The 23029-nt window shown below is 58.6% G+C and carries 23 protein-coding genes; 8 read left to right on the top strand and 15 right to left on the bottom strand.

The genetic code is table 11. The features are described from left to right. Positions 1 to 252: hypothetical protein (locus G5229_RS16540; RefSeq protein ID WP_421209689.1), on the top strand; the 252-nt coding region annotated here is incomplete at its 5' end. 222 nt (positions 253 to 474) lie between these two features. Here G5229_RS16540 and G5229_RS16535 read toward each other — a convergent pair. The 3 genes from G5229_RS16535 to G5229_RS16525 all read right to left on the bottom strand — a co-directional run bounded on the left by G5229_RS16535 (position 475) and on the right by G5229_RS16525 (position 2510). Next, positions 475 to 1521, bottom strand: a complete 1047-nt coding sequence (locus G5229_RS16535) for an NAD(P)H-dependent flavin oxidoreductase (RefSeq protein WP_421209687.1) — start codon at positions 1519 to 1521, stop codon at positions 475 to 477. Then, complete coding sequence (locus tag G5229_RS16530) at positions 1518 to 1796, bottom strand: helix-hairpin-helix domain-containing protein (RefSeq protein WP_158112850.1); 279 nt, start codon at positions 1794 to 1796, stop codon at positions 1518 to 1520. The genes G5229_RS16535 and G5229_RS16530 overlap by 4 nt, the downstream gene beginning before the upstream one ends. 72 nt (positions 1797 to 1868) lie before the next feature. After that, positions 1869 to 2510: a ribonuclease T2 family protein gene (locus tag G5229_RS16525; RefSeq protein WP_158112849.1), complete on the bottom strand. Its 642-nt coding sequence runs from the start codon at positions 2508 to 2510 to the stop codon at positions 1869 to 1871. Between the two features lie 197 nt (positions 2511 to 2707). Here G5229_RS16525 and G5229_RS16520 point away from each other — a divergent pair, with 197 nt between their 5' ends. Next, a complete protein-coding gene (locus G5229_RS16520; RefSeq protein ID WP_005335471.1) occupies positions 2708 to 3268 on the top strand; it encodes a carbonate dehydratase in 561 nt (186 codons plus the stop codon). Between the two features lie 80 nt (positions 3269 to 3348). Here G5229_RS16520 and G5229_RS16515 read toward each other — a convergent pair whose 3' ends face one another. Next, positions 3349 to 4257 carry an SAM hydrolase/SAM-dependent halogenase family protein gene (locus G5229_RS16515; protein ID WP_019446189.1) on the bottom strand — a complete coding sequence of 303 codons (909 nt, stop codon included), beginning with the start codon at positions 4255 to 4257 and terminating at the stop codon, positions 3349 to 3351. Between the two features lie 198 nt (positions 4258 to 4455). Here G5229_RS16515 and G5229_RS16510 point away from each other — a divergent pair, with 198 nt between their 5' ends. Beyond that, positions 4456 to 4920, top strand: a complete 465-nt coding sequence (locus G5229_RS16510) for a hypothetical protein (RefSeq protein WP_021229493.1) — start codon at positions 4456 to 4458, stop codon at positions 4918 to 4920. A gap of 217 nt (positions 4921 to 5137) precedes the next feature. Next, entirely contained in the window at positions 5138 to 6385 is a 1248-nt protein-coding gene (locus tag G5229_RS16505; protein ID WP_421209685.1) for a DEAD/DEAH box helicase, read from the top strand. An 83-nt stretch (positions 6386 to 6468) separates the two neighbouring features. Here G5229_RS16505 and G5229_RS16500 read toward each other — a convergent pair whose 3' ends face one another. Beyond that, the gene (locus tag G5229_RS16500) at positions 6469 to 7740 is read right to left on the bottom strand and encodes a hypothetical protein (protein ID WP_421209683.1); all 1272 of its coding nucleotides are present in this window, start codon (positions 7738 to 7740) and stop codon (positions 6469 to 6471) included. Positions 7741 to 8028: 288 nt separating this feature from the next. On the opposite strand from G5229_RS16500, the gene G5229_RS16495 reads away from it, so the two are divergent. Next, a complete protein-coding gene (locus tag G5229_RS16495; protein ID WP_124241738.1) occupies positions 8029 to 9453 on the top strand; it encodes a DASS family sodium-coupled anion symporter in 1425 nt (474 codons plus the stop codon). Positions 9454 to 9557: 104 nt separating this feature from the next. On the opposite strand, the gene G5229_RS16490 is transcribed toward G5229_RS16495, so the two are convergent. The 5 genes from G5229_RS16490 to aguA all read right to left on the bottom strand — a co-directional run bounded on the left by G5229_RS16490 (position 9558) and on the right by aguA (position 15846). After that, positions 9558 to 10322, bottom strand: coding sequence for a CphA family subclass B2 metallo-beta-lactamase (locus G5229_RS16490; RefSeq protein ID WP_202005948.1), 765 nt, complete (start codon positions 10320 to 10322; stop codon positions 9558 to 9560). 570 nt (positions 10323 to 10892) lie between these two features. Continuing rightward, complete coding sequence (locus G5229_RS16485) at positions 10893 to 11399, bottom strand: hypothetical protein (RefSeq protein WP_268016643.1); 507 nt, start codon at positions 11397 to 11399, stop codon at positions 10893 to 10895. Position 11400: 1 nt separating this feature from the next. Beyond that, positions 11401 to 12525, bottom strand: coding sequence for a hypothetical protein (locus G5229_RS16480; RefSeq protein WP_268016642.1), 1125 nt, complete (start codon positions 12523 to 12525; stop codon positions 11401 to 11403). A gap of 263 nt (positions 12526 to 12788) precedes the next feature. After that, the gene (locus tag G5229_RS16475; RefSeq protein ID WP_421209680.1) at positions 12789 to 14492 is read right to left on the bottom strand and encodes an amidase; all 1704 of its coding nucleotides are present in this window, start codon (positions 14490 to 14492) and stop codon (positions 12789 to 12791) included. Between the two features lie 256 nt (positions 14493 to 14748). Further along, positions 14749 to 15846, bottom strand: coding sequence for an agmatine deiminase (aguA, locus tag G5229_RS16470; protein ID WP_100652914.1), 1098 nt, complete (start codon positions 15844 to 15846; stop codon positions 14749 to 14751). Between the two features lie 155 nt (positions 15847 to 16001). Between aguA and G5229_RS16465 the strand changes: the two genes are divergently transcribed. Together G5229_RS16465 and G5229_RS16460 are read left to right on the top strand one after the other, a co-directional pair. Then, positions 16002 to 16955: a LysR family transcriptional regulator gene (locus tag G5229_RS16465; RefSeq protein WP_069528920.1), complete on the top strand. Its 954-nt coding sequence runs from the start codon at positions 16002 to 16004 to the stop codon at positions 16953 to 16955. A gap of 467 nt (positions 16956 to 17422) precedes the next feature. Further along, entirely contained in the window at positions 17423 to 17767 is a 345-nt protein-coding gene (locus tag G5229_RS16460; protein ID WP_139406923.1) for an endonuclease domain-containing protein, read from the top strand. A 49-nt stretch (positions 17768 to 17816) separates the two neighbouring features. Here the strand turns inward: G5229_RS16460 and G5229_RS16455 are convergent, their stop codons facing one another. Further along, positions 17817 to 18383, bottom strand: coding sequence for a TetR/AcrR family transcriptional regulator (locus tag G5229_RS16455; RefSeq protein ID WP_005335495.1), 567 nt, complete (start codon positions 18381 to 18383; stop codon positions 17817 to 17819). A gap of 199 nt (positions 18384 to 18582) precedes the next feature. Between G5229_RS16455 and G5229_RS16450 the strand changes: the two genes are divergently transcribed. Further along, positions 18583 to 19620 carry an alkene reductase gene (locus G5229_RS16450; RefSeq protein ID WP_199765779.1) on the top strand — a complete coding sequence of 346 codons (1038 nt, stop codon included), beginning with the start codon at positions 18583 to 18585 and terminating at the stop codon, positions 19618 to 19620. Between the two features lie 99 nt (positions 19621 to 19719). Here G5229_RS16450 and rpoS read toward each other — a convergent pair whose 3' ends face one another. From rpoS to G5229_RS16430, 4 genes are read right to left on the bottom strand one after another with little or no spacing between them, the layout of a single operon-like run. After that, positions 19720 to 20703: an RNA polymerase sigma factor RpoS gene (gene rpoS / locus G5229_RS16445; protein ID WP_005335504.1), complete on the bottom strand. Its 984-nt coding sequence runs from the start codon at positions 20701 to 20703 to the stop codon at positions 19720 to 19722. A gap of 45 nt (positions 20704 to 20748) precedes the next feature. Beyond that, a complete protein-coding gene (locus tag G5229_RS16440; RefSeq protein ID WP_040068374.1) occupies positions 20749 to 21819 on the bottom strand; it encodes a LysM peptidoglycan-binding domain-containing protein in 1071 nt (356 codons plus the stop codon). Positions 21820 to 21828: 9 nt separating this feature from the next. Continuing rightward, positions 21829 to 22410, bottom strand: a complete 582-nt coding sequence (locus G5229_RS16435) for a YqaA family protein (RefSeq protein ID WP_021229508.1) — start codon at positions 22408 to 22410, stop codon at positions 21829 to 21831. Beyond that, on the bottom strand, positions 22407 to 23024 hold the full coding sequence (locus G5229_RS16430; RefSeq protein WP_005335507.1) for a protein-L-isoaspartate(D-aspartate) O-methyltransferase: 618 nt from the start codon (positions 23022 to 23024) through the stop codon (positions 22407 to 22409). Before G5229_RS16430 ends, G5229_RS16435 begins: the two co-directional genes overlap by 4 nt. Between the last annotated feature and the right edge of the window lie 5 nt (positions 23025 to 23029).

Raw genomic sequence — 23029 nt, 5'->3', positions numbered from 1 at the left:
GAAAATCAAAAATTGTTTTTGATGTTCGATGCTGTGAGTGCCCACACAGATTGCTTGATTCAAATTGTTAAAGAGCGATGCAACAGAGTGTTGCTGCGGGAGTGGAATTCTACTCAACCGCCTTCTCGAGTCAAGCCTTATTTTCAAAGGCTTTTCGAGGTTATCGACTCGGCTGTTTGCGTTGCCGCTTGCCCTGTCGATGTGGCGCATTATAGAGATCCAGCTCACATTGACAAGGCTTTACCGCAATAAAATTGCAAAAAAGTGCAATTTCTTGGTTATTCATATTAACACACAGCCTTTATACAGACTTATCCACAACCAAGGGTGAAGTGAGGACGTTTTACACCGGATAAATGGCTTACAAGGGTACTGGCCTGGCACTCATCCACCATTGCCGCACTGTCGCGTCTAACGCGCAGCGCCCTCGACATCTTCTATATAAGAAGGCCTATGAGGAATATATAGAAGCGCTTATCCCAATCCAGCCTCTTTGACCCAGCACGCCATCAGCTCACCAGCGGGAAGATCCCGGCAGCCCGATACATCCTGCCCAGCCCAGAGCGGAGAGAAGCCACTATCCCCCGCCTTCTCGGCGGCGACGCGCAGCGGGGCCAGTGCGCCACTGGCATAGGGGAAGTGAGGGGCAAGATCCGAGAGCGGGCCCAGCTCTTTCATAAGACGGTTGACGATCCCCCGCGCCGGACGTCCACTGAACAGATTGGTCAGTGCCGTCTGCTGGCCCTCTGGTGAATGGATGGCGGCGCGATGCAACGCCGAGGTGGTCGCTTCATGGCAGCAGAGAAAAGCAGTGCCCATCTGCACGGCGCTCGCCCCCATTGCCAACGCGTTGGCGATCCCCTTGTCATCGACGATACCGCCAGCGGCAATCACCGGCAGATCGGTCACCGCGAGGATCTGCGCCAGCAGGGTCAAGGTGCTCTGCTGCAAGGCGAGATCATCGGAGAGGAAATGACCGCGATGGCCGCCCGCCTCCAATCCCTGAGCGATGATGGCGTCGGCACCGTGCTGGGCAAGCCATACGGCCTCCGCCACCGTGGTGGCGCTGGCCAAGACCTTGGCCCCCGCCGCCTTCACTTGGACAAGCAACTCGGGCGCGGGCAGGCCGAAGTGAAAGCTGACCACCGCCGGTCTGAACTCAGCCACCATGGCGGCATGTTCCCCATTGAAAGGTGCACGGCTTGGCGCCGTCGTAACAGCTGGGGGCTGTACGCCGAACTCGGCATAGTAGGGAGCAAGGCACTGCTGCCAGCGGGCCAGTACAACGGGATCCGGTTCCCGTTGCCGATGGCAGAAGAAGTTGATGTTAAATGGCCCAAGACCACTTTGGGCAAGACGCTCCAGTTCGCTGCGCAGCTCCGCTGGCGTGAGCATGGCGGCAGGCAAGGAGCCCAAGCCGCCCGCACGGGTCACGGCCAGCGCCAGCTCGCAGCCCTGCACACCGGCCATCGGTGCCTGAATGATGGGATAACGCATCCCCAGTTCGCTAAAGAAGCTCATCCATTCATCCCACTTGTCGTATCGGCGACCAGATGTGCACGGGCCAGCGCAATGGCGCCGTCGATGGCACTGCGCGCCTGCGGGCTGTTCTGCCAACAGGTCGAGCCCAGCATGCTGGCTACCCGCTGGACAATATGGGTGGTGTCGGCCTCGGCCAATCCGGCCAGGGTATGGTAGCCAAGCTGTTCGATCCGCTCGATAACCGTCGGCCCCACTCCTTTCACCCCGAGCAGCATTGCCCGCTCTTGCGGGCCAAACCGGTTGTTGCCATCCATCTTTCAGACTCCTTTCCGATAGCTGTGGTTAAACATCAGGCCCGCAAGGGGCCTGATGGAGAGAGTGAAGGCTTAACGCACGCTGCGCAGCAGGAAGTCCGGCTGACCACAGGAGCGACGCTCACGCTTTTGCATTTCGGCGGAGCAGGTGACCGCATCCGTCCCCTCTTTATTGACGCAGATGTAGATCTCCCGCAGGAAGCGGCCACCATCGGCGCAAGCCACCGTGATGTTGTCGGGCGCCAGCCACTGGTTGGCGCTCGCCAGATCGGCCTTGAGCTGGAAGGTGCTCTTGCGCAGCGGCGCTTCCGGGGATTGATAGGCCACCGGGATCTTCACCTTCTGGCGCAGATCGCTAGCCAGCTGATGGAAGGCCTGCTGGCTCAGACCGGAGCAGGTACCGTGCTTCTCCCACTCATGGCGATAGAGGAAACGGCTGGGGTAAAGGTCGGCAAACTCGCTCTCCATATCGGGATCGAGCCGTTCGCGGGTGCAACTGCTGGGATAACCGCGATCGTACTGAGGCCAGAGACCGTGCAGCACGAACCCCAGCTTGCGGGAACACTGGTCCCGATCCGCCGGTTTGACGGCGCAGTGCTCGGGCGACCAGGAGAGCGCCATGGCGTAATAATCAAACTCCCCCGCCTCCCCTTTGGCCTGTGCGGCCGAGGAGAGCAACAAACCACCCGCCAGCAGGGCAATCATCTTCTTCATCTATATATATCCATTTCAACCAACTCGGGAATGGCTGCAATGCTCCCATATTCCAGCGCGCGGAAACAGTGCTCCCGCCAAGGCTTGCGACAAGGGTCAGACCACTTCGGGGTTTCACCGGATAATAACGAGGCGTAAGCTGGCATCCTGGCGCCGGGTGCGCCACCGCATCATTTCAAGCAACCACAGGATGTAACATGATCCGCAAGAATCCCTCCGGCCATCTGCCTGTCATCGACGAATCCGCCTATATCGACAAGACCGCCATCATCTGCGGCAAGGTGATCATCAAAGAGAATGTCTTTGTCGGCCCCTATGCGGTGATCCGTGCCGACGAGGTGGATGAGAGTGGAGATATGGAACCCATCGTCATCGGCGCCAACTCCAATATCCAGGACGGGGTGGTGATCCACTCCAAATCCGGCGCCGCCGTCACCATCGGCGAGTACACCTCCATCGCCCACCGCAGCATAGTCCACGGGCCGTGCGAAGTGGGGAACCGGGTCTTTATCGGCTTCAACAGCGTGCTGTTCAACTGCCATATCGGTGACGGTGCCGTGGTGCGTCACAACTCGGTGATCGATGGCTGCGATCTGCCGCCGGAGTTCTACGTCCCCTCCACCACCCGTATCAACCAGCAGAGCGATCTGACCCATATCCCGCGGGTTTCGGTAGATGCCGCCGAGTTCTCCGAAGACGTGGCCCACACCAATATCGATCTGGTCAAAGGGTACAAGGCGCTCTCCAACGAGTTCTGATCCCTTTCTTTATGACCAGAGAACAAAACGGGCGCCGAGGCGCCCGTTGCTGTTTCTATCTCTACTTATATATGTGCGGGTCAGGAGCACTTCTTCAGGCTGATATGCCAGTTGGCACCGGATTGCACCTGATGCTTGGCAGCGAAGCTGTCCATGTTCAGCGCCACCGACACCTGCAGCAGACTGTTGAGGTAGACCAGCGGCTGACCTTCCGGCACATCACCGAAGCTGCTGACGTAAGGGGCCTTGCCGTCATATTTGACCACATCCCCTTCACGGATCTTGATGCAGGCGTTATCCCCCTTGTTGATCCCCGCCTTGGTCAGCAAGGCATCGTCGATATTGGTCCAGACGTTGCCGTACTGCACATCGAGGATCGGGATGGTGCCCTTGAGGGTGCCATCTTTCTCTGCTACCGCAGGCTGATAGGGGATCTTCACTACCTCGGCGGGCAGCAGCGGGCCCACCTGCTCGTAGCTGATGGCGCCGGAGGCTAGCCGTGCGCCGGTATAGGCATACACATCGCGGCCGTGGAAGGTGTAGGACTTCTCGGAACCCTTGAGGCGGTTGAGTTTCTCGTCGATCTGGCGCACCGCCTCGATGCCGAAGTGCTCGGCCACCAGGGTCAGGGTGCCGTTGTCCGGGGTCACGATGTAGTGGCCGCTCCTGGTCTTGAGTACTACTGACTTGCGCTCGGTGCCGACACCGGGATCAACCACGCTGACAAACACTGTGCCCTTGGGCCAATACTGCAGGGTCTGGTAGAGGCGGTAGGAGGCTTCCCAGATGTTGTAAGCCGGGATCTCGTGGGTCAGGTCATAGAGCGGCAGGGTGCGATCCACCCCGAAGGCAACCCCCTTCATGGCCGATACGGCGCCATCTTTGAGGCCGAAATCGGTCTGGATCACCAGCGCTTCGTTGGCGGCGGCGATGCCGCTTGCCAGCATGAGGGCGAGCGCAATGGCGCGGGGAGCGGTACGAATATCCATATCTGAACTCCTGAATCATCTGAGGATAACGAAACAGAAACAGCCATTTAGACATCCAGACTGCCACCAATGGATTTTTTTGCAAGGGGTTTGCAACAAAGTGAGGGACGACTCGCAGAAATTGTGCTCGCCAAACGTCGGCGGCGGGGGTATCAAAGGCAGAATGGGAAAACGTTTACAATACAGGAGCTCAGCACCATGACACAACCCGTACCGGAGATGATGACCCTGCTGCTGGAGATTGGTGAACAGAGCAGCCAGCTCTGGCTGAGCCAGCCAGATGCGGCCCCGTCACACTACCCGCTGGCCTTTGGCACCCACGCCATCCAGCCCGGGCCGTTTCGCCACGCGCCACCCACCCCGCTCGAACTGGAGCGGGCCATCATGGTGGTGGAAGATGAGTTGATGCGCATCGCCCCGCAGATCCCGCCCGGCTTGCAGCTGACCCTGCGCAGCCAGCCGTCGCTGGCCGAAGTGCTGGGGGACAACCAGCTCGACCGGGATCTGGTGGAGCAAGCCTTTGGCCAGCTGGCCGCCATGGCGGAAGGGGATCCCCTCGCCGCCAGCTTGCTGCCCCGCGACGAGCACTTTGCCGCCGTGCTGCTGATCGTCAGAGAGTGGCTGCACCATCTGGCCAGCGAGAGCGTGCTGATTGTGGAGTAGAGTCATGGCGGATGTCCCTTGCACTGCCGACTCGCGGTAAAACAGGAGCGCGGCGACGAGGTCCTGCGCCACCGCCATGCACGGCATGCAAAACCGGGAGCTATGCGCCCTTGCTCATCATCGCCTTCTGCCGCGCCCCCTGCTTCTGTTACCATCGCGGCCACGATCACTCATTGTATCGTGGCCGCAGGCCGCGATAACCCCGACTGGTGCCCCTATGTCCACTGCCTCCTTTGCCAAACTGGCCCTCTCCCCCCGCTTGCAGCAGACCCTGAGCGAACTGGGCTATGCCGCGCCGACCCCCATTCAGGCTCGCGCCATCCCCGTCATTCTGGCGGGTCGGGATCTGATGGCGGGGGCACAGACCGGCACCGGCAAGACCGCCGCCTTTGTGCTGCCGCTGCTGGAACAGTTGCTTGCGCAGCCACAAGCAGAGCCCCGCCCAATCCGCGCACTGGTACTGGTGCCGACCCGCGAGCTGGCGGTGCAGGTCGCCGAGAGCGTGGCGCGCTACGGCCAGGGCACCGGTCTCACCAGCACGCAAGTCTACGGCGGGGTGAGCATAGCGGCTCAGATAGAGGCGCTTCAAGCCGGGGTGGATCTGCTGATCGCCACTCCGGGCCGTCTGCTCGACCATCTGCGGCAGGGGGCGCTGAGTCTGGCGGAGCTGCGCCATCTGGTGTTTGACGAGGCGGATCGCATGCTCGACATGGGCTTTATGGACGAGATCAAGGCGCTGCTAAAACAGCTCCCGGCGGATCGCCAGACCCTGCTCTTCTCCGCCACCTGCGACGACAACCTGTTTGCCCTCTGCAAGGTGCTGCTGCGTGACCCCGAGCTGATTGAAGTGGCATCGCGCAACACCACGGCGGCTGAGGTGGAGCAGCGGGTCTACACGGTGGACAGCGATCGCAAGCTGGCGCTGGTCGAACACATGCTGAAAGTGAAAAGGTGGGCACCGGCGCTTATCTTCAGCCGCACCCGTCAGGGGGCGGACAAACTGGCCCAGCAGCTTGGCAAGACGGGCATCAATGCGCTGGCCTTCCACGGCGATCTGTCGCAAAGCGCGCGGGAAAAAGTGCTGCTGGAGTTTCGCGCCGGCACCCTGCAGGCGCTGGTTGCCACCGACGTGGCGGCCCGCGGCCTCGACATCACGGATCTCAACTATGTGATTAACCTCGAGTTCCCGTTTGTGGCGGAGGATTACGTCCACCGTATCGGGCGCACCGGCCGTGCCGGCAACAAGGGGCTCGCCATTACCCTGTTCAGCCCGGAAGATGCGCCGCTGCTGGAGAAGGTGGAAGCGGTACTCGACACCCGTTTGCCCCAGCAGTGGTTCCCCGGCTTTGAGCCGGATCTCACCCGCTTCGAGCCCGAGCCGCGCCGCAATAGCAAGGCGGCCCAGAAGCAGCGTGCCAGAAAGCAGGCCCTCGCTGGCAACAAGGGTGGCAAGGGCAAGCGTTAAGCCTGCCCTGCGCCGCCAATAAAAAACGCCCGCACGGGCGTTTTTTGTTATCTGACAGGGGCCAGCTCTTGGCGAGTCACACCCTAATGGGTCGCCAGCACCAGTGGCAGGGATCGCAAGATCTGCCGCTCCGCCAGGGTCGAGAGAATAAACATCACCATATAGCCAAGCCCCAGCGCCACGATAATCGCCACCACGTTGGCGGTGAATTCGGCCACCAGATAGTAGGCCGCAATCAGCGCCACTATGCCTGCCAGCCGGATCAGCAGGCTCTGGGTAAAGTGGCCGTGAGCCTTGATATAGGCGAGCTGATAGCCGTTGAGCATCATAAAGATAAAGAAGATAGAGAAGTGGAACAGCACCGGCACCGCCCCCACGTAGTCAGCGGGGAAGAACAACAGCACCAGCGGCTTGCCCGCCAGAAGCATCAAGCCAAAGAAGGCCAGACTGACGATGGCGGAGAGGCGGAAGATCCAGCGGCGGATCATCCTGATCTGGCGGTGATCGCCATTGCGCAGATTGACCGCCAGCTCCGGCAGCACAAAGCGGTAGATGGGGAAGACAAACAAGGTGGTCATATAGGTGAAGATGGGGCGCACCACCACCTGAAAATCCCCCAGCTCGTCGATGCTGAAGTGGCGGATGGTGAGCAGCACAGTGATGTAGATCATCAGGATACTGGCCCCCGCCTCCAGCGAGGCGGTAAAGCTCTTCTTCACATAGCTCACCATCTCGGGGCCGAGCGCCACCTTGGCCAGCGGCCTGGTGGCGATGGCCCGACGACGCGAAACATACATATAACCGGCGATGGCGAGTGACGAGAAGGTCAGCCCGTAGAAGAGTGAAGCGAGCGCATCCATCCCGAGCCCAAAGTAGCAGGCCATAAACAGCAGACCGTTGGCCAGCGGCTCCAGCCAGGTGACCCGGTTGGAGAGCTGATACATCCGGTACATGGCCACCAGATTGGTGAAGTAGACCTTAAGCCCCAGCCCGAAGATGACCCCCACCAGTTGCAGATACTCCACCCGGATATGGAGCCCGTGCTTGATATAGGGGATCACCGCCCCCCAGGTGAGCAACACGATGCCGATGAGGAAGTAGCGAAAGATATTGATGATGTCCCGATCGTTCTTGGTCTGGGAGTAACTCACCACCATGGAAGAGCGAAAACCTGTCATCAGGATAAAGGAGAGGGAAATCAAATCCACCACGCTGTTGAACAGCGCCAGCTCTCCCTTGGCGACCCACTGCGCCAGCCACACCTTGAAGGCGAAGCCAATAACGATGCTGACCAGCGAGGCCCACATCCCGGTGATAAAGGCCTGCTTGAGGCGCGCGAGAGAGGCGTATTGCATAACGAAAATGGATAACTTTCAGGGAAAAGAGAGAGGGCCATCTTATGAAAGCCCCGCCCCCTTGAACAGCCTTAATCCCGCCAGCCCCCCAGGTCGCAACGACTCCTTCACTCACCCCCCTTCATCAACCCGAGCTCACAAAGCCAAAGACGCCGTTAAAAACAGCCGCAATTAATCGAATACCCATTTGGTGTAATTGATGGATTTGGCATCCACCATTACCCCTCTTATAGTAGGGCCGAAGCGGCCTCAATCGCTCCCTCCCCACTCATTCCGGACAGGAATCTTATGAAAAAACTCACTCTCGCCCAGCTCGCCGCACTCGTGACCGTGCTGCTGGCTATCGTCTGCTGGCAGCTGCCAGCCCCGGCCGGACTGGCACCGGCGGCCTACCACACCGCCATTCTGTTTATCGCCACCATTCTGGTCATCGTCACCAACATAGCGCCGACCGGCTATATCGCCATTCTCTCCCTCGGGCTCTACGCCGTGCTCCATGCCGGCGGCGAAGCAACCCCCAAGGCGGCCATCGAAGGGGCGCTGGTCGATTTCAACCACCCGCTGATCTGGCTCATCGTCATCGCCTTCATGATTGCCAGCGCCTTTGCCAAGACCGGCCTTGGCAAGCGGATCGCCCTGCTGCTGCTCAGCCGCTTCGGCCAGTCCACCCTGCGCTCCGCCTACTGTCTGGCGGTTGCCGACTTTATTCTGGCCCCCGCCACCCCGAGCAACACGGCTCGCGCCGCCATCGTCGCCCCCATTGCCGACTCGCTGGCCAAGACCATCAACAAGGATGACCGCAAGCTGGGGCAGTTCCTGCTCTCCAGCGTCAGCGCCATGAACGACGCCTCGGCGGTCGCCTTCAGCACCGGCTTTGCCGGCAATCTGGCGCTGGTCGGCATTGCCGCCAGTGTCGCCGGGCTGACGGTCGGCTTTCGCGAATGGGCGCTCTACCTGCTGCCGCCCGCCATCGGTCTGCTGCTGATCATGCCGCTGGTGCTCTATATGGTGATCCGCCCCGAGACCCGCGACACGCCGGATGCCCCCCGCTTCGCCCGCGAGGAGCTGGCCAAAATGGGCCCCCTCTCCCGCCATGAGAAGAGCCTGCTCGGGGTCTTTGTCGGTCTGGTGGTGCTCTGGGTTGGCGGCAGCAATCTGGGGCTGGATGCCACCACGGTCGCCTTTCTCGGTCTGGCCGCCCTGCTGCTGCTCGGGGTGCTGAACTGGAACGATGTGAAGGGCAACAGCGCCGCCTTCGATACCCTGATCTGGTTCAGCGTGCTGATGGGGATGGCCGACAACCTGAAACGGGTCGGCTTTACCGGCTGGCTGGGGGATGAACTATCCGGCTTTATGCACAGCACCCTCGGCGGGCTCGGCACCATTCCCATGTTGCTGGTGGTGATGGGGCTCTACCTCTTTACCTCCTATGCTTTCGCCTCGGCCACCGCCAAGGTGGTGGCACTGGCGCCGGTGATTGCCGGGGCCCTGCTGGCGGTCGGCGTACCTGCCGAGCTCGCCATCTTCAGCATCGCCGCCATCACCAACGTCGGCTGCAACCTCGCCACCTACTCCCACGCCCGCATCCCGCTGCTGATGGGGATGGGCTATCACACCAGCGCGGAGTGGATGCGCATCGGTCTGGTGATCGCCATCGTGGGCTTTGCCGTGGTGATGAGCATCGGCCTCACCTGGTGGCAGTGGCTGATCTGATAGCAAAAGGGCCCGTAACGGGCCCTTTTGCATAGAGGGTGTGCAGCGTTCCATACCGGCGCTGCACTTGCCACAAGCTGCGGCATTGTTAAAAACAGCGCGGGTCAGCTCTGCGGCGCCGCCTTGATCAGCGCCTCGTAGTGATCAATCAGCTCAGGGCCGTGCAGCGGTGAGTCGTGACCGCCAATCACCGTCTTGATCGGCAGCTTCATTGCTTTCAGCCGCTCGATGGTCTGCGGATACTCCTTCACATTGGCAAAGCTCAGGTTGCCCAGCTTCTCCTTGAGGATGCAGTTGCCATAGAGCACCTGCTCGTCGGGGAAGTAGACAAAGATGCCGTCCGGCGTATGGGCCGGGCCTGCGTAGAAGGCGCGCACCTTGCCCTCTTGCAGGGTGAAGTCACCATCGTGCACCACGTTGGGCAGCACCAGCGGCAGATCCGGATACTCCGGCAGCCCCTTGCGGGTAAAGGCGACAATCTCGGCCCAGTCGCTCTTCATCAGATCCCGGGTCTGGCGCGTCGCCACCACCTTGGCGCCGATGGACTTCCAGTAGGCGTTACCGCCCGCCCGATCGGTGTGGTAGTTGGTGTTGATCACCTCCAGCACCGGCTTGCTGCTGACCCGTTTAATGAGCTTGTGCAGCTCGCGGGCAGTATCCGGCGTCCAGGTCGCCCCCACCACCGTCACCCCCTTGGCCCCGAAATAGACCATGGAGTTCTCTTTGACGTAGTAGTTGTCCTCCACCACATAGACAGGGCCGCTTACCTGCTTGAGGGAGATCCCCGCCGCCCGCACGCTGCCGCCCCAGAAACTCGCCATCAGCACCACGGCCCCGGCCAATCCGCACTTCATCCAACCTTTCATCATCTTGCTCCCTCGAACCAACCGCCCCCTCGCCACCCCTGTGGCAAGCCGGGCCTTTTAAGCAGTGGGCAGAAGATACGGGGGATTTGTGAGGGGAAAATGAGGTTGTGTGAAGTCTGGGTGAAGTCAGGGGGAATGCAGAAAATTCAGGGGGGAATCGGCGACGAGCCACGACCAATATGGCGTTCGACGGTACGGGAAGTGGAGAGAGGTAAAGGCTCAAAACGAAACGACAACACAGATAGCAGCCCCTCACCCTAGCCCTCTCCCGAGGGAGAGGGGATGGCCCGTGCCAATTCCAAGCCACTCATATTCACCCGCACCACAGAGCCAACGCACAATCAGCGGAGCATATTTGCCCCCTTCTCCCCTTGCGGGAGAAGGGCTGGGGATGAGGGGGGAGGTAACAATAAGCCACATAATGTAGGGTCGATTAGCGCAGCGTAATCGTCCGCATACCGCCGAGCATCGAGTCATGGCAAGGCCAACAGGAAACTCTGAATATCACCTGCTTATCGGCCACGACCTGTTCGCGATCGTCCGAATACGCTTCGCTATTCGAACCAACAGCGCTTATAAATCATCATCAACTTCTTTTTCTGTTTTTAGCCTATGTAATCGCTCAACAAACTTAATGTTATTTACCATCACGGATAACATTGCCTTTATTTGATTTATACATAAAAAGACTAACAACCAAACATTTAAAAATCTAATCTCAGGTATATATCCCACAAAAAAAGGATGATTTGAATAGAGCGCATACAAAAGACTGCAAAATAAAGTACAAACAAGAACTGATGCCGAAGTGAAAATTATAATAACTAATGATTCAATTCTTCTGGTACTTTCCGTCCCTTTTAACAAGGAAACTTTTGAAGGATTAGTAAATGAAGTGATTGCCTCTGGGTAAATATAAGCAATCCATATACCTGCAATAGTAAATATTGCAGCGGATATATTCTGAAGAACTGACATAACTGATGATATATCTGAATATGACACATACTCAAAACAGCTGTATGCGACTAGTATACCCGCGACTAAATAGATAAATTGTGCAATGAAAACTCTCAGCATATCAAGCCACCACAGTTACCTTGTATTCATCAGCTACATTTTCATTATTTTTCTCAGTAAAACTAATTAATGACTTACGTTCTTTTAACAGCGAACCAAGAATTACTTTAGCTGGAAAGTAACTTTCATTCATTTTTTCATTTTTCTTGATCAGAATTTTTTTCCTTTCAACATATCGATCAAACCACTTTGTCGGCGCATCTCTACCATCCGTTTTAAACCCAACATTGTCCCACTTACTCCGAGGATCATGTTCCTCAGCATAGGTTTCCAGAATACCCTTTAATTCAGAAACAGTAAGGGATTCTTCTGATATAATCTCAACTTGCTTACTTCTGGATACCCTTTCATTATTTCCAGTTACTTTATCCCACATTTCAAAAACCACATTTCTTTCTACTTTTTTAGTAGTTGAAATGGTCTCCCTAACAACAAGGTGTGAAATATTTTTAGCAAGTTCAGCCAATGTTGCATCTCCAATTGATAATTCTTTCATATCAGCCTTTAATTTAAAAACCAAAGAAAAAGAACCATCACGTGATGTATACGATACATGTTTAGTAATTATTTCACGGCCTGCCCTAACATTTGGAATTGCGCTCTCTGTAGTCTTTTTCCTAGGATGGCTAACTCTTAAATCAATGCAGTTTTTTATAAATTTAACGACATCATCTGTATCAGATAATGAGTGAGGGAACTTAATAGATGCAAGCAAATTAAGCGAAGGCATGAACCAATAATACATTGGCTGACCCAATATTAATTTTTTACCGCCAACACTGGCTTTTACAATGTGTGAATCAGTGACTCCATCACCGACCTTTGAATCTCCAATAACCCCATTAATATTCCCATCATCTTCGCCAAACTTTTTCCAAAAAATAAATAGATAATCACCCGTTACAGGATCATATTCCATAGACTTACAATATACTTTGGTACGATATGGATGAGTTTCTACATCCCACGGGATTGTTTGTTCTACCTCTCGTCCTTCTAACCACTTTGTCACCAGTGACAACGTATCGGCAAGAGATCCTTCTATTAATTCTTGAGCTTTCTCTTTCCTCTGTCGATAAAAGCCACATTGAGAAACATCGAAAAATGTGATTAATCCTTGCTCCATGATTACCTCTATATAAGAACATTAATTTTCTAAGGCTAACACAACCCATATCGTTCTCATACAGATACCAATTAAAACTATCAATAAGCATGAATTTCAACCAGAACTATCATGCCAACTTTGTAACATAGATGTAGATATAAGTTTGAAAAATAAATGATCAGCTAAGCCATTCACTAGATAGCAATAAAAAGCCACCCGCATCTTGCGAGTGGCTTTTTGTATTCTCGGTTGACCCCCAGAGATTTAACTTACAACAGCAATCACCCCAACGGCGGCGTGCGTGGCGGCACCATACGCTTGCTGCCGGTGGACTCGAAGGCCGAGGCAAAGCGCAGCAGGTTGTTGTCGTCATAGGCGCGACCGGCGAAGGTCAGCCCCACCGGCATACCGATATCGGCCATGACGCCCATGGGGACGGTGACGGTCGGCACGCCGAGGTGGCGAATGGCGAGGTTGCCGTTGGCAACCCAGATGCCGTTGCTCCAGGCGATATCGGCGGAGGCCGGATTCACATCCGCATCAGCCGGGGCGACGTCGGCGACGGTCGGGAACAGCACGGCGTCGAGTTTGAGCCCGTCCATCCAGTCCTCGAGATCCAGCTTGCGGGTCTTCTCCAGACCGCGCAGGCCGTCCGGCACTGTGGCGATCTCGTCCCAGGATTTCAGGCCACGCTTGGCCATATTGACGTACTCGTCCATGCCCGCCGCCAGATCGCCCTCGCGGTTCGGCAGTGTGCCCGGATCGTGGGGGAAGATCTTCGGCCCATCGACATCGGCCAGCTTGTTGAGCTTGGGATCGCCGTTGGCGCGCAGGAAGTCGTCGAACGCCCAGCCGGAGAGCTCCCACAGCTCGTCATTAAGAAACTCCGGGCTCACGATGCCGCGATTGAACACGGTCGGCGCGCCGGGTCGGTCCCCTTCGCAGTTGGAGACCAGCGGGAAGTCCACTTCGATAACTTCGGCGCCAGCGGCTTCCAGCGCCTTGCGCGCATCTTCCCAGAGGGCGATCACGGTCTCGCGGGTATGGATGCGCTGACCGGTCGGGCCGCCGATGCCGGGGTTTTCGCTGGTGCCGGCCAGTTCATCCTTGTTGATAAACATGCGCGGCACACCGAGGCGCTTGCCCTTGAGGGCATCGGGCTTGGCAGCCAGATCCAGATAGGAAGCCGGACGCACTTCAGAGGCCTTGGGCAGCTGCACCCAGGGCTGCAGGCGCCACAGATCGCCACGGGGATCGCTATCGTCGGCAACCACTACGTCGAGCACTTCCAGCAGATCATTCATGGTGCGGGCATAGGGCACCACCACATCCATGGTCGGGGTCAGCGGCCAGTTGCCGCGTACCGAAATCACGCCACGGGACGGGGTGTAGGCGCACAGACCGTTGTTGGAAGCCGGGCCACGGCCGCTCGACCAGGTCTCTTCCGCCAGACCAAAGGCGGAGAAGCTGGCGGCGGTGGCGGTACCGGCACCGTTGGAGGAGCCGGAGGCAAAGGGCGCGGTCAGGTAGTCGGCGTTGTAGGGGCTCTCGGCACGGCCATAGACGCCGCGCTGCATGCCGCCATTGGCCATCGGTGGCATATTGGTTTTGCCAAGGCAGATGGCACCGGCGGCTCGCAGGCGCTCAACGGTAAAGGCATCGCGCTGGGCCACCAGATCCTTGAAGGCCGGGCTACCGGAGGCGGCGGTCAGCCCCTTGACCAGATAGCTATCTTTGGCGGTGTAGGGGATGCCGTCGAGCGGACTCAGGGTCTCGCCACGGGCGCGGCGGGCATCGGAATCTTCGGCTTCTTTCAGCGCATCGGGATTGGCGACCACCACGGCGTTGAGTTTGGTGGCAGTTTCGGGGCCGTTGTAAGCCTCGATCCGGGCCAGATAGGCCTTGACCAGTTCGACCGCTGTGGTGCGGCCTGATTCGAGCGCGGCACGCAGCTCGGCAATGGAAACCTCGGTCACTTCGATCATGGGGATCTCCTGTAAAAGGGTGACTGTTTGTCATGATGATCGCAGCATCAGCGCCTGCGACCATCACACCATCAAGAGAGAAAACCCCACGGCGTGGGGTTTTGAATACTAACTAGAACCGGTTTACGACCCGTCGCGAGAGGCCGTCAGCAAGGTGAAGAGCAGCGCAGGAACCGGAGCGTATAAACATACGTGAGGCTTCCGAGCAGCACATGAGCCTTGATCACGGCTTCGCAGCAGGATCGTCATCCGGTTCTTATTTGCCGGACGGGATCTGCTGGGTAATGCAGTGAATATTGCCACCGCCCAGCAGGATCTCGCGGGCCGGCACGCCGACCACGGTGTGCTCCGGGAAGATCTCTTCCAGAATGCGCTGGGCTTCGCCATCGGTGGCGGCATCCAGCAGCGGATAGACGATGCGATCGTTGGTGATCAGGAAGTTCACGTAGGAACCGGCCAGACGGCCTTCTGCCTCGCGCGGCACACCAGTACCGCTCTCGACACCGGCTGACTCCTCTTCGGTACAGAACAGCGGGCCCGGCTGGGGCAGCTTCCACACTTTCAGCTTGCGACCCTTGGCATCGACTGCCGCTTCCAGCACCTTGAGGGCGGCCACGGAGCGGGCGTACTGGGGATCGTTCTGGTCGTCAGTCCAGTGCAGGGCCACTTCACCCGGACGCACGAAGCAGCACATGTTGTCGATGTGGCCGTCGGTTTCATCCATGTAGACGCCTTCGTCCAGCCAGATAAAGCTGGTGACGCCCAGATAGTCGCGCAGGTAAGCTTCGATCTGCTCTTTGGTCAGGTGCGGGTTGCGGTTTTCGTTGAGCAGGCACTCGGCGGTGGTCAGGCAGGTGCCTTCGCCATCAACATGGATGGAGCCCCCTTCCAGAATCAGCGGCGCGTCGTAACGAGCCATGCCGTGCTGGGCCAGCATCTGGGCAGCGACCTCTTCATCCTGATTCCACGGGTAGTAGAGACCACCCTTGTGTCCGCCCCAGGCGTTGAAGCCCCAATCCACCCCACGGCACTCGCCGGCAGCGTTGGTAACGATGGTGGGGCCGGTATCGCGGGCCCAGCAGTCATCGCTGTTCATTTCAACCAGAGTGACGTGGGCGGGCATGATGGCGCGGGCCTGCTCCATAAACTGGGCCGGAACCCCCATAAAGACCGGGGTGGCGCCACCGATGGCATCGGCCACCTTGGCGAAGGTCTCTTGCGCGAAGCGACCGGCTACGCGCCAGTTGTCCGGGCGAAACGGCCAGATCATCCAGACGGCCTGCTGGTGCGCCCACTCGGCGGGCATGGTGAAGCCGTCGGCGGCCGGCGTGGAGTTAATGGTCTTGATGCTCATCGCAAGGCTCCTTGCATGGATTGAGGCCCCCGTTTACGCCCGATGCGGCGCGGGAACCCGGAAAAATAAGAGTGGGTCGCAGATTAAGACGTTGCGCCCCCATCCATCAAATGAATAGGATGGATTGTCCCATAAACACGGCGAATAATCCCCCCATGAAACTGCACCAGCTCGACCTCAATCTGCTGCTCGCGTTTGACGCCCTGATGACGCAGGGCAGCGTCACCCGCGCCGCCGAAGCGCTCTTTATCAGCCAGCCCGCCATGAGCCATTCGCTTAACCGGCTGCGCACCTTTCTCGGCGACCCGCTTTTGGTGCGCACCCCGCAGGGGATGCTGCCGACCCCGCGCGCCCAGCGGCTGCACCTCGGGGTACAGCAGGCGCTGCGGCTGCTGGAGCAGCAGCTCACCGAGGAGGAGGAGTTCGAGCCGAGCCAGTCGAAGCGGCGCTTCGTGCTCTGCACCACAGATTACGTGGAGTGCGTGCTGATCCCGCCGCTTATTCAGCGGCTCAGACGGCTGGCGCCGGGGGTCACCATCGAGATCCGCATCCTGCGCGACACCCTGCCCGAAGCCGAACTGGCAAGCGGGGAGATCGATCTGGTGCTGGGGTTTGACGAATACATGCAGGTGCCGGGGTATCTCGGCAAAGAGACCTGGCTCACCGAGCCGCTGGCCGGGCTGGTACGCGCCGATCTGCCGATTGCCAAATCGGCCCCCGCCGGCGCCGAGGATGACCCCTCCCAGTGGCAGGAGCGCATCACCCTGCAGCAGCTCATCGCCATGCCCCATGTGTTCCACTCGCCCCTTGGCACCTCGGAGGCGAGCCTCGACCGCTATCTGAAAAGTCAGGGCTTTAGCCGCACCATCTCGGTCAACAGCCAGAGTTATATGTCCGCCGCAGCCATTGTCAGCCAGAGCGATCACCTGCTGGTGCTGCCCAGCATGGTGGCCGAGCTGCTTGCCACCCACTGGCCGCTGAAAAGCTTGCCGCTGCCCGCAGACGTGCCGGATTACCACCTAAACTGCGTCTGGCACCCCGTTCATGCCCAGCAACCCGCACTGGTATGGCTGAAAGATTTGATGAAGGAGCTGGTGGGGCCGAGGTGAGGCCGCAGCGTCTGGCATACCCCATCGGCGCATACGCAACAACCGGCGCAGGTGTGGCTCAAGGATTTGATGAAGGAGCTTGTTGACCGACCATGATGCCCAAACCGAACCTCGATCAATTCCCTCTCCCTCTGGGAGAGGGTTAGGGTGAGGGCTGCTCCTGCTCCATCCCCTCATCCCCAGCCCTTCTCCCGCAAGGGGAGAAGGGAGCTGATCCAGTACAATCGGCAACATCACGGGTAACCAACTAGCAGGGCAATGCCCATCCACTCATCAGCTCATCAGCTCATCAGCTCATCATTACCAAACACAACGATAGCTCGGTTGGGGTCAACAAATCCTGACAGCACCTAGATCTGTTCCCTCTCCCTTTGGGAGAGGGCTAGGGTGAGGGGACGCAATATCCAACCGGTAAACACAAAGGAAGCTGGCTATATCTATAGGGCCAAACAGAACTGGAGCCCTTTATGGAAAGCAACCGCTTTGCCAAACGACTGAGACGTGATGCCACGCTGGCAGAGCAGAAACTGTGGCAACACTTGCGCAATCGCCGTCTGGCGGGAGTGAAATTTCGCCGCCAAATGCCCATCGGCCCCTATGTGGTGGATTTCATCAGCCTTGAACAGGGATTGATCATCGAAGTGGATGGTTCGCAACATGGAACACTAGCGAACCAGATGCATGATGAGGCTCGGACAGCCTATCTCAATCAGCAGGGATTTCGGGTGATACGAGTGTGGAATAACGATGTACTGGGCAGGCTCAACTCCGTGCTGGATTTTATCCTGTTCTCATTACGTCAATCCGATTGACCCCTTCCCCTCAATTCAAAAAGCAAAAACGGAGAAGGGGAAACCTAACTTACGCCCGCAGGGCCCGCATCAGCTGGGCGACTACGTCGTCGAGCAGGGGGCGATCGGGGCGGCACTGGGCGAAAGTGACCAGCCCTTGCAGGTTGATCAGCAGCAGTGCGGTGAGGGTGTGGATATTGCTATCCGGGGCCAGTTCACCCTTGGCCTGCGCCTGTGTCAGCAACTCGGCCAGATCCTGCTCCAGCTCGCCATAGATCCCCTTGACCCGCTGGGTCAGCTCCTCATCCTGCTCGCTCAGCTCCATCATGGTGCGAGTCACCAGACAGGAGCCGCAGAGCGCCTCCCCCACAATCCGGTCGAGATAGGCAGCAAGACCCGCCAACGGGCTCGGGTTGTCGAGCAGGGAGCGGCGCAGGGTGCGTTTGCCCTCGACATAATGATCCACCGCCGCCAGCAGCAGGCCGCGCTTGTTGCCAAAGGCGCCGTAAATGCTGCCCGGGTGCAGGCCGGTGGCAGCCACCAGCTCCTGCATGGTGGTCTTGGCATATCCCTTGGCGCGAAACGCTTCCATGGCATTTCGCAGTACCTCGTCCCGATCAAACTCGGCTATGCGCATGGTTCCTCCCGTGGGAAATGGTTCACCGGCAAGGAGCAACAGGGCCCGCCGATAAAGAGTGACTGGAAAGGGCGGCAAGTTTACCCCAGCCGCCCGCTCGGGCCAACCTTCTTGAACGCGCATTCAAAAAAAGCTTGCGCCCGACGCAAAAAACGTCTTGAATGCACGTTCAAGAATAACCCGTTCAGGACAACCTATCATGAATACCCTGTTTCAGCCGTATCGACTCAATGACACTCTGACCCTGGCCAACCGTTTCATGATGGCCCCGCTCACCCGCTGCATGGCAGGCCCAGGTCTGGTGCCGACCGAGCAGATGGCTGCCTATTACGGCCGCCGCGCCGACATCGGCCTGATTGTTTCCGAGGCCGTCATCATCCGCCCCGACGCGCAGGGTTACCCCAATACCCCGGGCCTCTTCACCCAGGCGCAGATCGATGGCTGGAAGAAAGTGACCAGCGCCGTGCACGCCAAGGGCGGCAAGATCTTCGCCCAGCTGTGGCACGTCGGCCGCCTCTCCCACCCCTTCTTCCATCAGGCTGAAGTGTTGGCCCCCTCTGCCGTGGCGCACGAGGGCACTGTGCCCCGCATGCGCGAGCTGACCTATCAGGTGCCGCGTGCCCTGACCGAGGCGGAAATCGCCCAGCTGGTACTGGATTACGCCCAGGCCGCTGCCAACGCCATCGAGGCGGGCTTTGACGGGGTGGAGATCCACGGTGCCAATGGCTACCTGATCGATCAGTTCCTGCACCACTCCACCAACCTGCGCACCGACAACTATGGTGGCAGCCCGGAAAAGATGAGCCGCTTCGCGCTGGAAGTGGTCGATGCCATCAGCGCCCGCATCGGCGGTGATCGGGTTGGTATTCGTCTCTCCCCGGGTGCCTATGTCCATCTGGCGGGCAGCCCGGAAGATCGCACCGTGTTCGACTATCTGCTGGGCAAGCTCAACGATCGCCCGCTGGCCTATATCCACCTCGGCATCTTTGATGACAACCTCACCTTCGATTATCTGGGTGGCCGCGCCTCCGACTATCTGCGCGCCCACTACAAGGGCAATCTGGTCGGGGTGGGCAACTACGACGCCGAGCGCGCCGCAGCGGCCATCGAGGCCAACCGCTTCGATCTGGTGGCCATCGGCCGTCCACTTATCGCCAACCCGGACTACCTCACCAAGGTGAAGAGGGGCGAAGCACTGGTGCCCTACGCCGACACCATGCTGGCCGAGCTGGTATAACCACGAAGCCATCGCCAGACCACAGGCAATAAAAAACGAGGGGAGCTGTTGCTCCCCTCGTGCTATCTGGCTGATGCGCTGATCAGTTGGTGCGGATGCTTAATTGGTACGAAATAACGCCTCGATGGAGAGCCCCTGGCTCAGCAGGATCTCCCGCAGACGGCGCAGCCCCTCCACCTGGATCTGGCGTACCCGCTCGCGGGTCAGGCCAATCTCGGCCCCCACATCCTCAAGGGTGGCGGGCTCGTACCCCAGCAGACCGAAACGACGGGCCAGCACTTCCCGCTGCTTGGGGTTGAGCTCCTCCAGCCAGTGCACAATGCTGCTGCGCATATCATCTTCCTGTGACTCCAGCTCCGGCCCCATGCCGCGCTCGTCGGAGAGCACATCCAGCAGCGCTTTGTCGCGATCGCCACCAATGGGGGTGTCCACCGAGGTGATCTTCTCGTTGAGCTTGAGCATGCGGTTCACATCATCCACCGAACGATCCAGCGCGAAGGCGATATCCTCGGCGGTCGGTTCATGATCGAGACGGTGAGAGAGTTCGCGCGCGGTGCGCAGGTAAACGTTTAACTCCTTGACCACATGAATGGGCAGACGGATGGTACGGGTCTGGTTCATGATGGCCCGCTCTATGGTCTGGCGGATCCACCAGGTAGCATAGGTAGAGAAACGGAAGCCGCGCTCTGGGTCAAACTTCTCGACCGCGCGGATAAGACCGAGGTTGCCCTCTTCAATGAGATCCAGCAGCACCAGGCCGCGGTTGTTGTAACGACGGGCGATTTTCACCACCAGCCGCAGGTTGGACTCGATCATGCGCTTGCGGGCGGCTTTGTCACCTCGCAAGGCACGACGGGCGTAGTAGACTTCCTCTTCGGCTGTGAGCAGCGGGGAGAAACCTATCTCCCCCAGATAGAGTTGCGTGGCATCCATCACCTTATTCAGCTCAGGTGCCAGCAACTCATCGGAGATAGTCTCGTCCGCCTCGGCGGCTACCTCCTGCAACTCTTCTACCTCGTGAGATTCGGGTTCAGCGTCAAACTCTAACTCTGCATCCTGCATTACCAGTTGTTCTTGGCTCATGGTGTGTCTCCCTGACGTTACCAGAGTAAGACGGTCTCTCTGGGGTTAACGCTTTGGCAAATAGCTCATCGGATTGATCGACTTGCCTCTGTACCGGATCTCGAAATGCAATCGCACATCCGGCGCGTCCGTGCTACCCATGTTGGCAATGACCGAGCCCCCCTTGACGCTGTCCCCTTCCTTCACCCGCAACTCGTCGTTGTGTGCGTAAGCGGAGAGATAGTCATCATCATGCTTGAGGATAATCAGCTTGCCGTACCCCCTTAAAGCACTGCCAGCGTATACCACTTTACCGCTGCTGGCGGCGTAGACGGGTTGCCCCTTCTGGCCGGCTATGTCGATCCCCTTGTTACCCTGTTCTGCAACAGAGAACCCCTCGACAATCCGGCCTTTTGCGGGCCAGTGCCAAGCAAGTCTCGACTGGGGGTTGTTTATTTTTTGTTCTTTGGACTGAGCGTATTCCTTCGGTGCTGCCGGAGCAACGGATTTCTGAGAGATGAATGGCGTGGTCTGACCAGATCCACTCGGCTCGGCCAACGGACGCGGACCGCTGCTGGGACGGCTCACTGCCACCGGCGTCACGGTTGCCGGACGAGTCGCAGCCACCATCTGGGTCGAACCGCCGCCTGCGGTCTGGACATTGAGCACCTGACCCGGTTGCAGCGCATAGGGGGCACTCAGGTTGTTGCTCTGGGCCAGCGCCTGCGGCGTCATGCCGAACTGGCGGCCGATGCTGCTTAGGGTATCGCCGCGGCGCACCTCATAGGTACCGGCACTGCGGCTGCTGCCAACACTGGCGCTGGAACCATCGAGTCGCAGTCGCTGCCCCGGATAGATGTTGTAGGGCGGGCTGATGTTGTTGAGGCTGGCCAACGAGGGTACGTCGTTGCCGGAGTTGAAGGCGATGGAGTAGAGGGTATCGCCCCGCTTCACCACATAGCTACCGCCCTGAATGGGGGCGCTGACCTGGGCACCGCTTTGGCGAGCCGGAATGGTCGAGACAAACTGCCCCTCATCAACACCATCTACCGGAGCTGCATTTTTACTGGAGGAGCAGGCAAGCAGCAGCCATGACAACACCACGACACTGCTTCCTTGCCAAATACGCGAACGCATAATGGATCCTTAACGACTAAACCAGAAATAGGCCACCACGGCCAGACCAATACAGAGCCAACCGAGCACATCAACATAGTGCATCAGTTTGCGTTCCATCTTCTCGCCACCCCAGCGCATCAGGCCCGCAACCAGGAAAAAGCGCATGCCACGACCGATGAGGGAGGTGATGATGAAGGGCAGCAGAGCCATTTGCAACAACCCTGCCGTCACGGTAAACACCTTGTAGGGGATAGGGGTGAAGCTGGCAATGAAAATGACCCAGATCCCCCACTGCTCAAACCAGTTGCGAGCAATCTCGATCTTGTCCTGATAGCCCACAGACTCCACCAGTGGCAGCACGACCGGATCCCAAAGGGCATAGCCAAGGGCATAGCCAAACAGGGCGCCCAGCACAGAGAAGAGGGTGGCCAGCGTGGCGTAGTGCCACGCCTTGTGGGGCTTGGCGAGCGCCATCGGCGCCAGCATCACATCCACCGGGATCGGCCAGAATACCGACTCGATGAAAGCGGTGATGGAGAGATACCAGGGGGCATGCTTGTGGCGAGCCCACTGCATCACCAGTACGTACAAACGGGAAAACAACTTCACTCAACATCTCCGTCAATCAGGGGAACAAAACGTACCGGCTCCAGAATACGGCTGGTAAGCTGGGATCCGGATCGTTCGATCAGCTGCAAGGTCTGCTGGCTGTCACCCACGGGCAACACCAGTCGGCCCCCTTCGGCCAGCTGATCGGTGAGCGCCGTCGGGATCTCGCTCGCCGCGGCCGTCACCAGAATGGCGTCATAAGGCCCCTTGTTGGGCCACCCCAGCCAGCCGTTGCCGTGCTTGGCCGAGACATTGTGCAGATCGAGCTGGCGCAGTCGGCGTCGGGCCTGGAACTGCAGCGACTTGATCCGCTCAACGGTATAAACATGCTCCACCAGATGGGCGAGGATCGCCGTCTGGTAGCCCGAGCCAGTGCCAATCTCCAGCACATGGGCCGGATTGTTTTGCATCAGCAACTCGGTCATTCGCGCCACCATATAGGGCTGCGAAATGGTCTGGCCGTGGCCAATGGGCAGGGCGGTGTTGTCCCACGCCTTGTGCGCCATGGCCTCGTCCACGAACAGCTGGCGCGGCACTTTCGCGATGGTCGCCAGCACGCGAAAATCGCGAATATCCTGCGCAATGAGCTGATTTAACAGGCGCTGTACTATCACACCAC

This window comes from Aeromonas sp. 602396, from assembly GCF_049173735.1.
Lineage (GTDB): Bacteria > Pseudomonadota > Gammaproteobacteria > Enterobacterales > Aeromonadaceae > Aeromonas > Aeromonas veronii_A.
This window is presented reverse-complemented; position numbering and strand designations above follow the sequence as displayed.

Excerpts from the sequence above, each read along its gene's own strand:
- G5229_RS16535 (WP_421209687.1), bottom strand. The coding sequence starts at position 1,521 with ATGAGCTTCTTTAGCGAACTGGGGATGCGTTATCCCATCATTCAGGCA.
- G5229_RS16530 (WP_158112850.1), bottom strand. The coding sequence starts at position 1,796 with ATGGATGGCAACAACCGGTTTGGCCCGCAAGAGCGGGCAATGCTGCTC.
- G5229_RS16525 (WP_158112849.1), bottom strand. The coding sequence starts at position 2,510 with ATGAAGAAGATGATTGCCCTGCTGGCGGGTGGTTTGTTGCTCTCCTCG.
- G5229_RS16520 (WP_005335471.1), top strand. The coding sequence starts at position 2,708 with ATGATCCGCAAGAATCCCTCCGGCCATCTGCCTGTCATCGACGAATCC.
- G5229_RS16515 (WP_019446189.1), bottom strand. The coding sequence starts at position 4,257 with ATGGATATTCGTACCGCTCCCCGCGCCATTGCGCTCGCCCTCATGCTG.
- G5229_RS16510 (WP_021229493.1), top strand. The coding sequence starts at position 4,456 with ATGACACAACCCGTACCGGAGATGATGACCCTGCTGCTGGAGATTGGT.
- G5229_RS16505 (WP_421209685.1), top strand. The coding sequence starts at position 5,138 with ATGTCCACTGCCTCCTTTGCCAAACTGGCCCTCTCCCCCCGCTTGCAG.
- G5229_RS16500 (WP_421209683.1), bottom strand. The coding sequence starts at position 7,740 with ATGCAATACGCCTCTCTCGCGCGCCTCAAGCAGGCCTTTATCACCGGG.
- G5229_RS16495 (WP_124241738.1), top strand. The coding sequence starts at position 8,029 with ATGAAAAAACTCACTCTCGCCCAGCTCGCCGCACTCGTGACCGTGCTG.
- G5229_RS16490 (WP_202005948.1), bottom strand. The coding sequence starts at position 10,322 with ATGATGAAAGGTTGGATGAAGTGCGGATTGGCCGGGGCCGTGGTGCTG.
- G5229_RS16485 (WP_268016643.1), bottom strand. The coding sequence starts at position 11,399 with ATGCTGAGAGTTTTCATTGCACAATTTATCTATTTAGTCGCGGGTATA.
- G5229_RS16480 (WP_268016642.1), bottom strand. The coding sequence starts at position 12,525 with ATGGAGCAAGGATTAATCACATTTTTCGATGTTTCTCAATGTGGCTTT.
- G5229_RS16475 (WP_421209680.1), bottom strand. The coding sequence starts at position 14,492 with ATGATCGAAGTGACCGAGGTTTCCATTGCCGAGCTGCGTGCCGCGCTC.
- aguA (WP_100652914.1), bottom strand. The coding sequence starts at position 15,846 with ATGAGCATCAAGACCATTAACTCCACGCCGGCCGCCGACGGCTTCACC.
- G5229_RS16465 (WP_069528920.1), top strand. The coding sequence starts at position 16,002 with ATGAAACTGCACCAGCTCGACCTCAATCTGCTGCTCGCGTTTGACGCC.
- G5229_RS16460 (WP_139406923.1), top strand. The coding sequence starts at position 17,423 with ATGGAAAGCAACCGCTTTGCCAAACGACTGAGACGTGATGCCACGCTG.
- G5229_RS16455 (WP_005335495.1), bottom strand. The coding sequence starts at position 18,383 with ATGCGCATAGCCGAGTTTGATCGGGACGAGGTACTGCGAAATGCCATG.
- G5229_RS16450 (WP_199765779.1), top strand. The coding sequence starts at position 18,583 with ATGAATACCCTGTTTCAGCCGTATCGACTCAATGACACTCTGACCCTG.
- rpoS (WP_005335504.1), bottom strand. The coding sequence starts at position 20,703 with ATGAGCCAAGAACAACTGGTAATGCAGGATGCAGAGTTAGAGTTTGAC.
- G5229_RS16440 (WP_040068374.1), bottom strand. The coding sequence starts at position 21,819 with ATGCGTTCGCGTATTTGGCAAGGAAGCAGTGTCGTGGTGTTGTCATGG.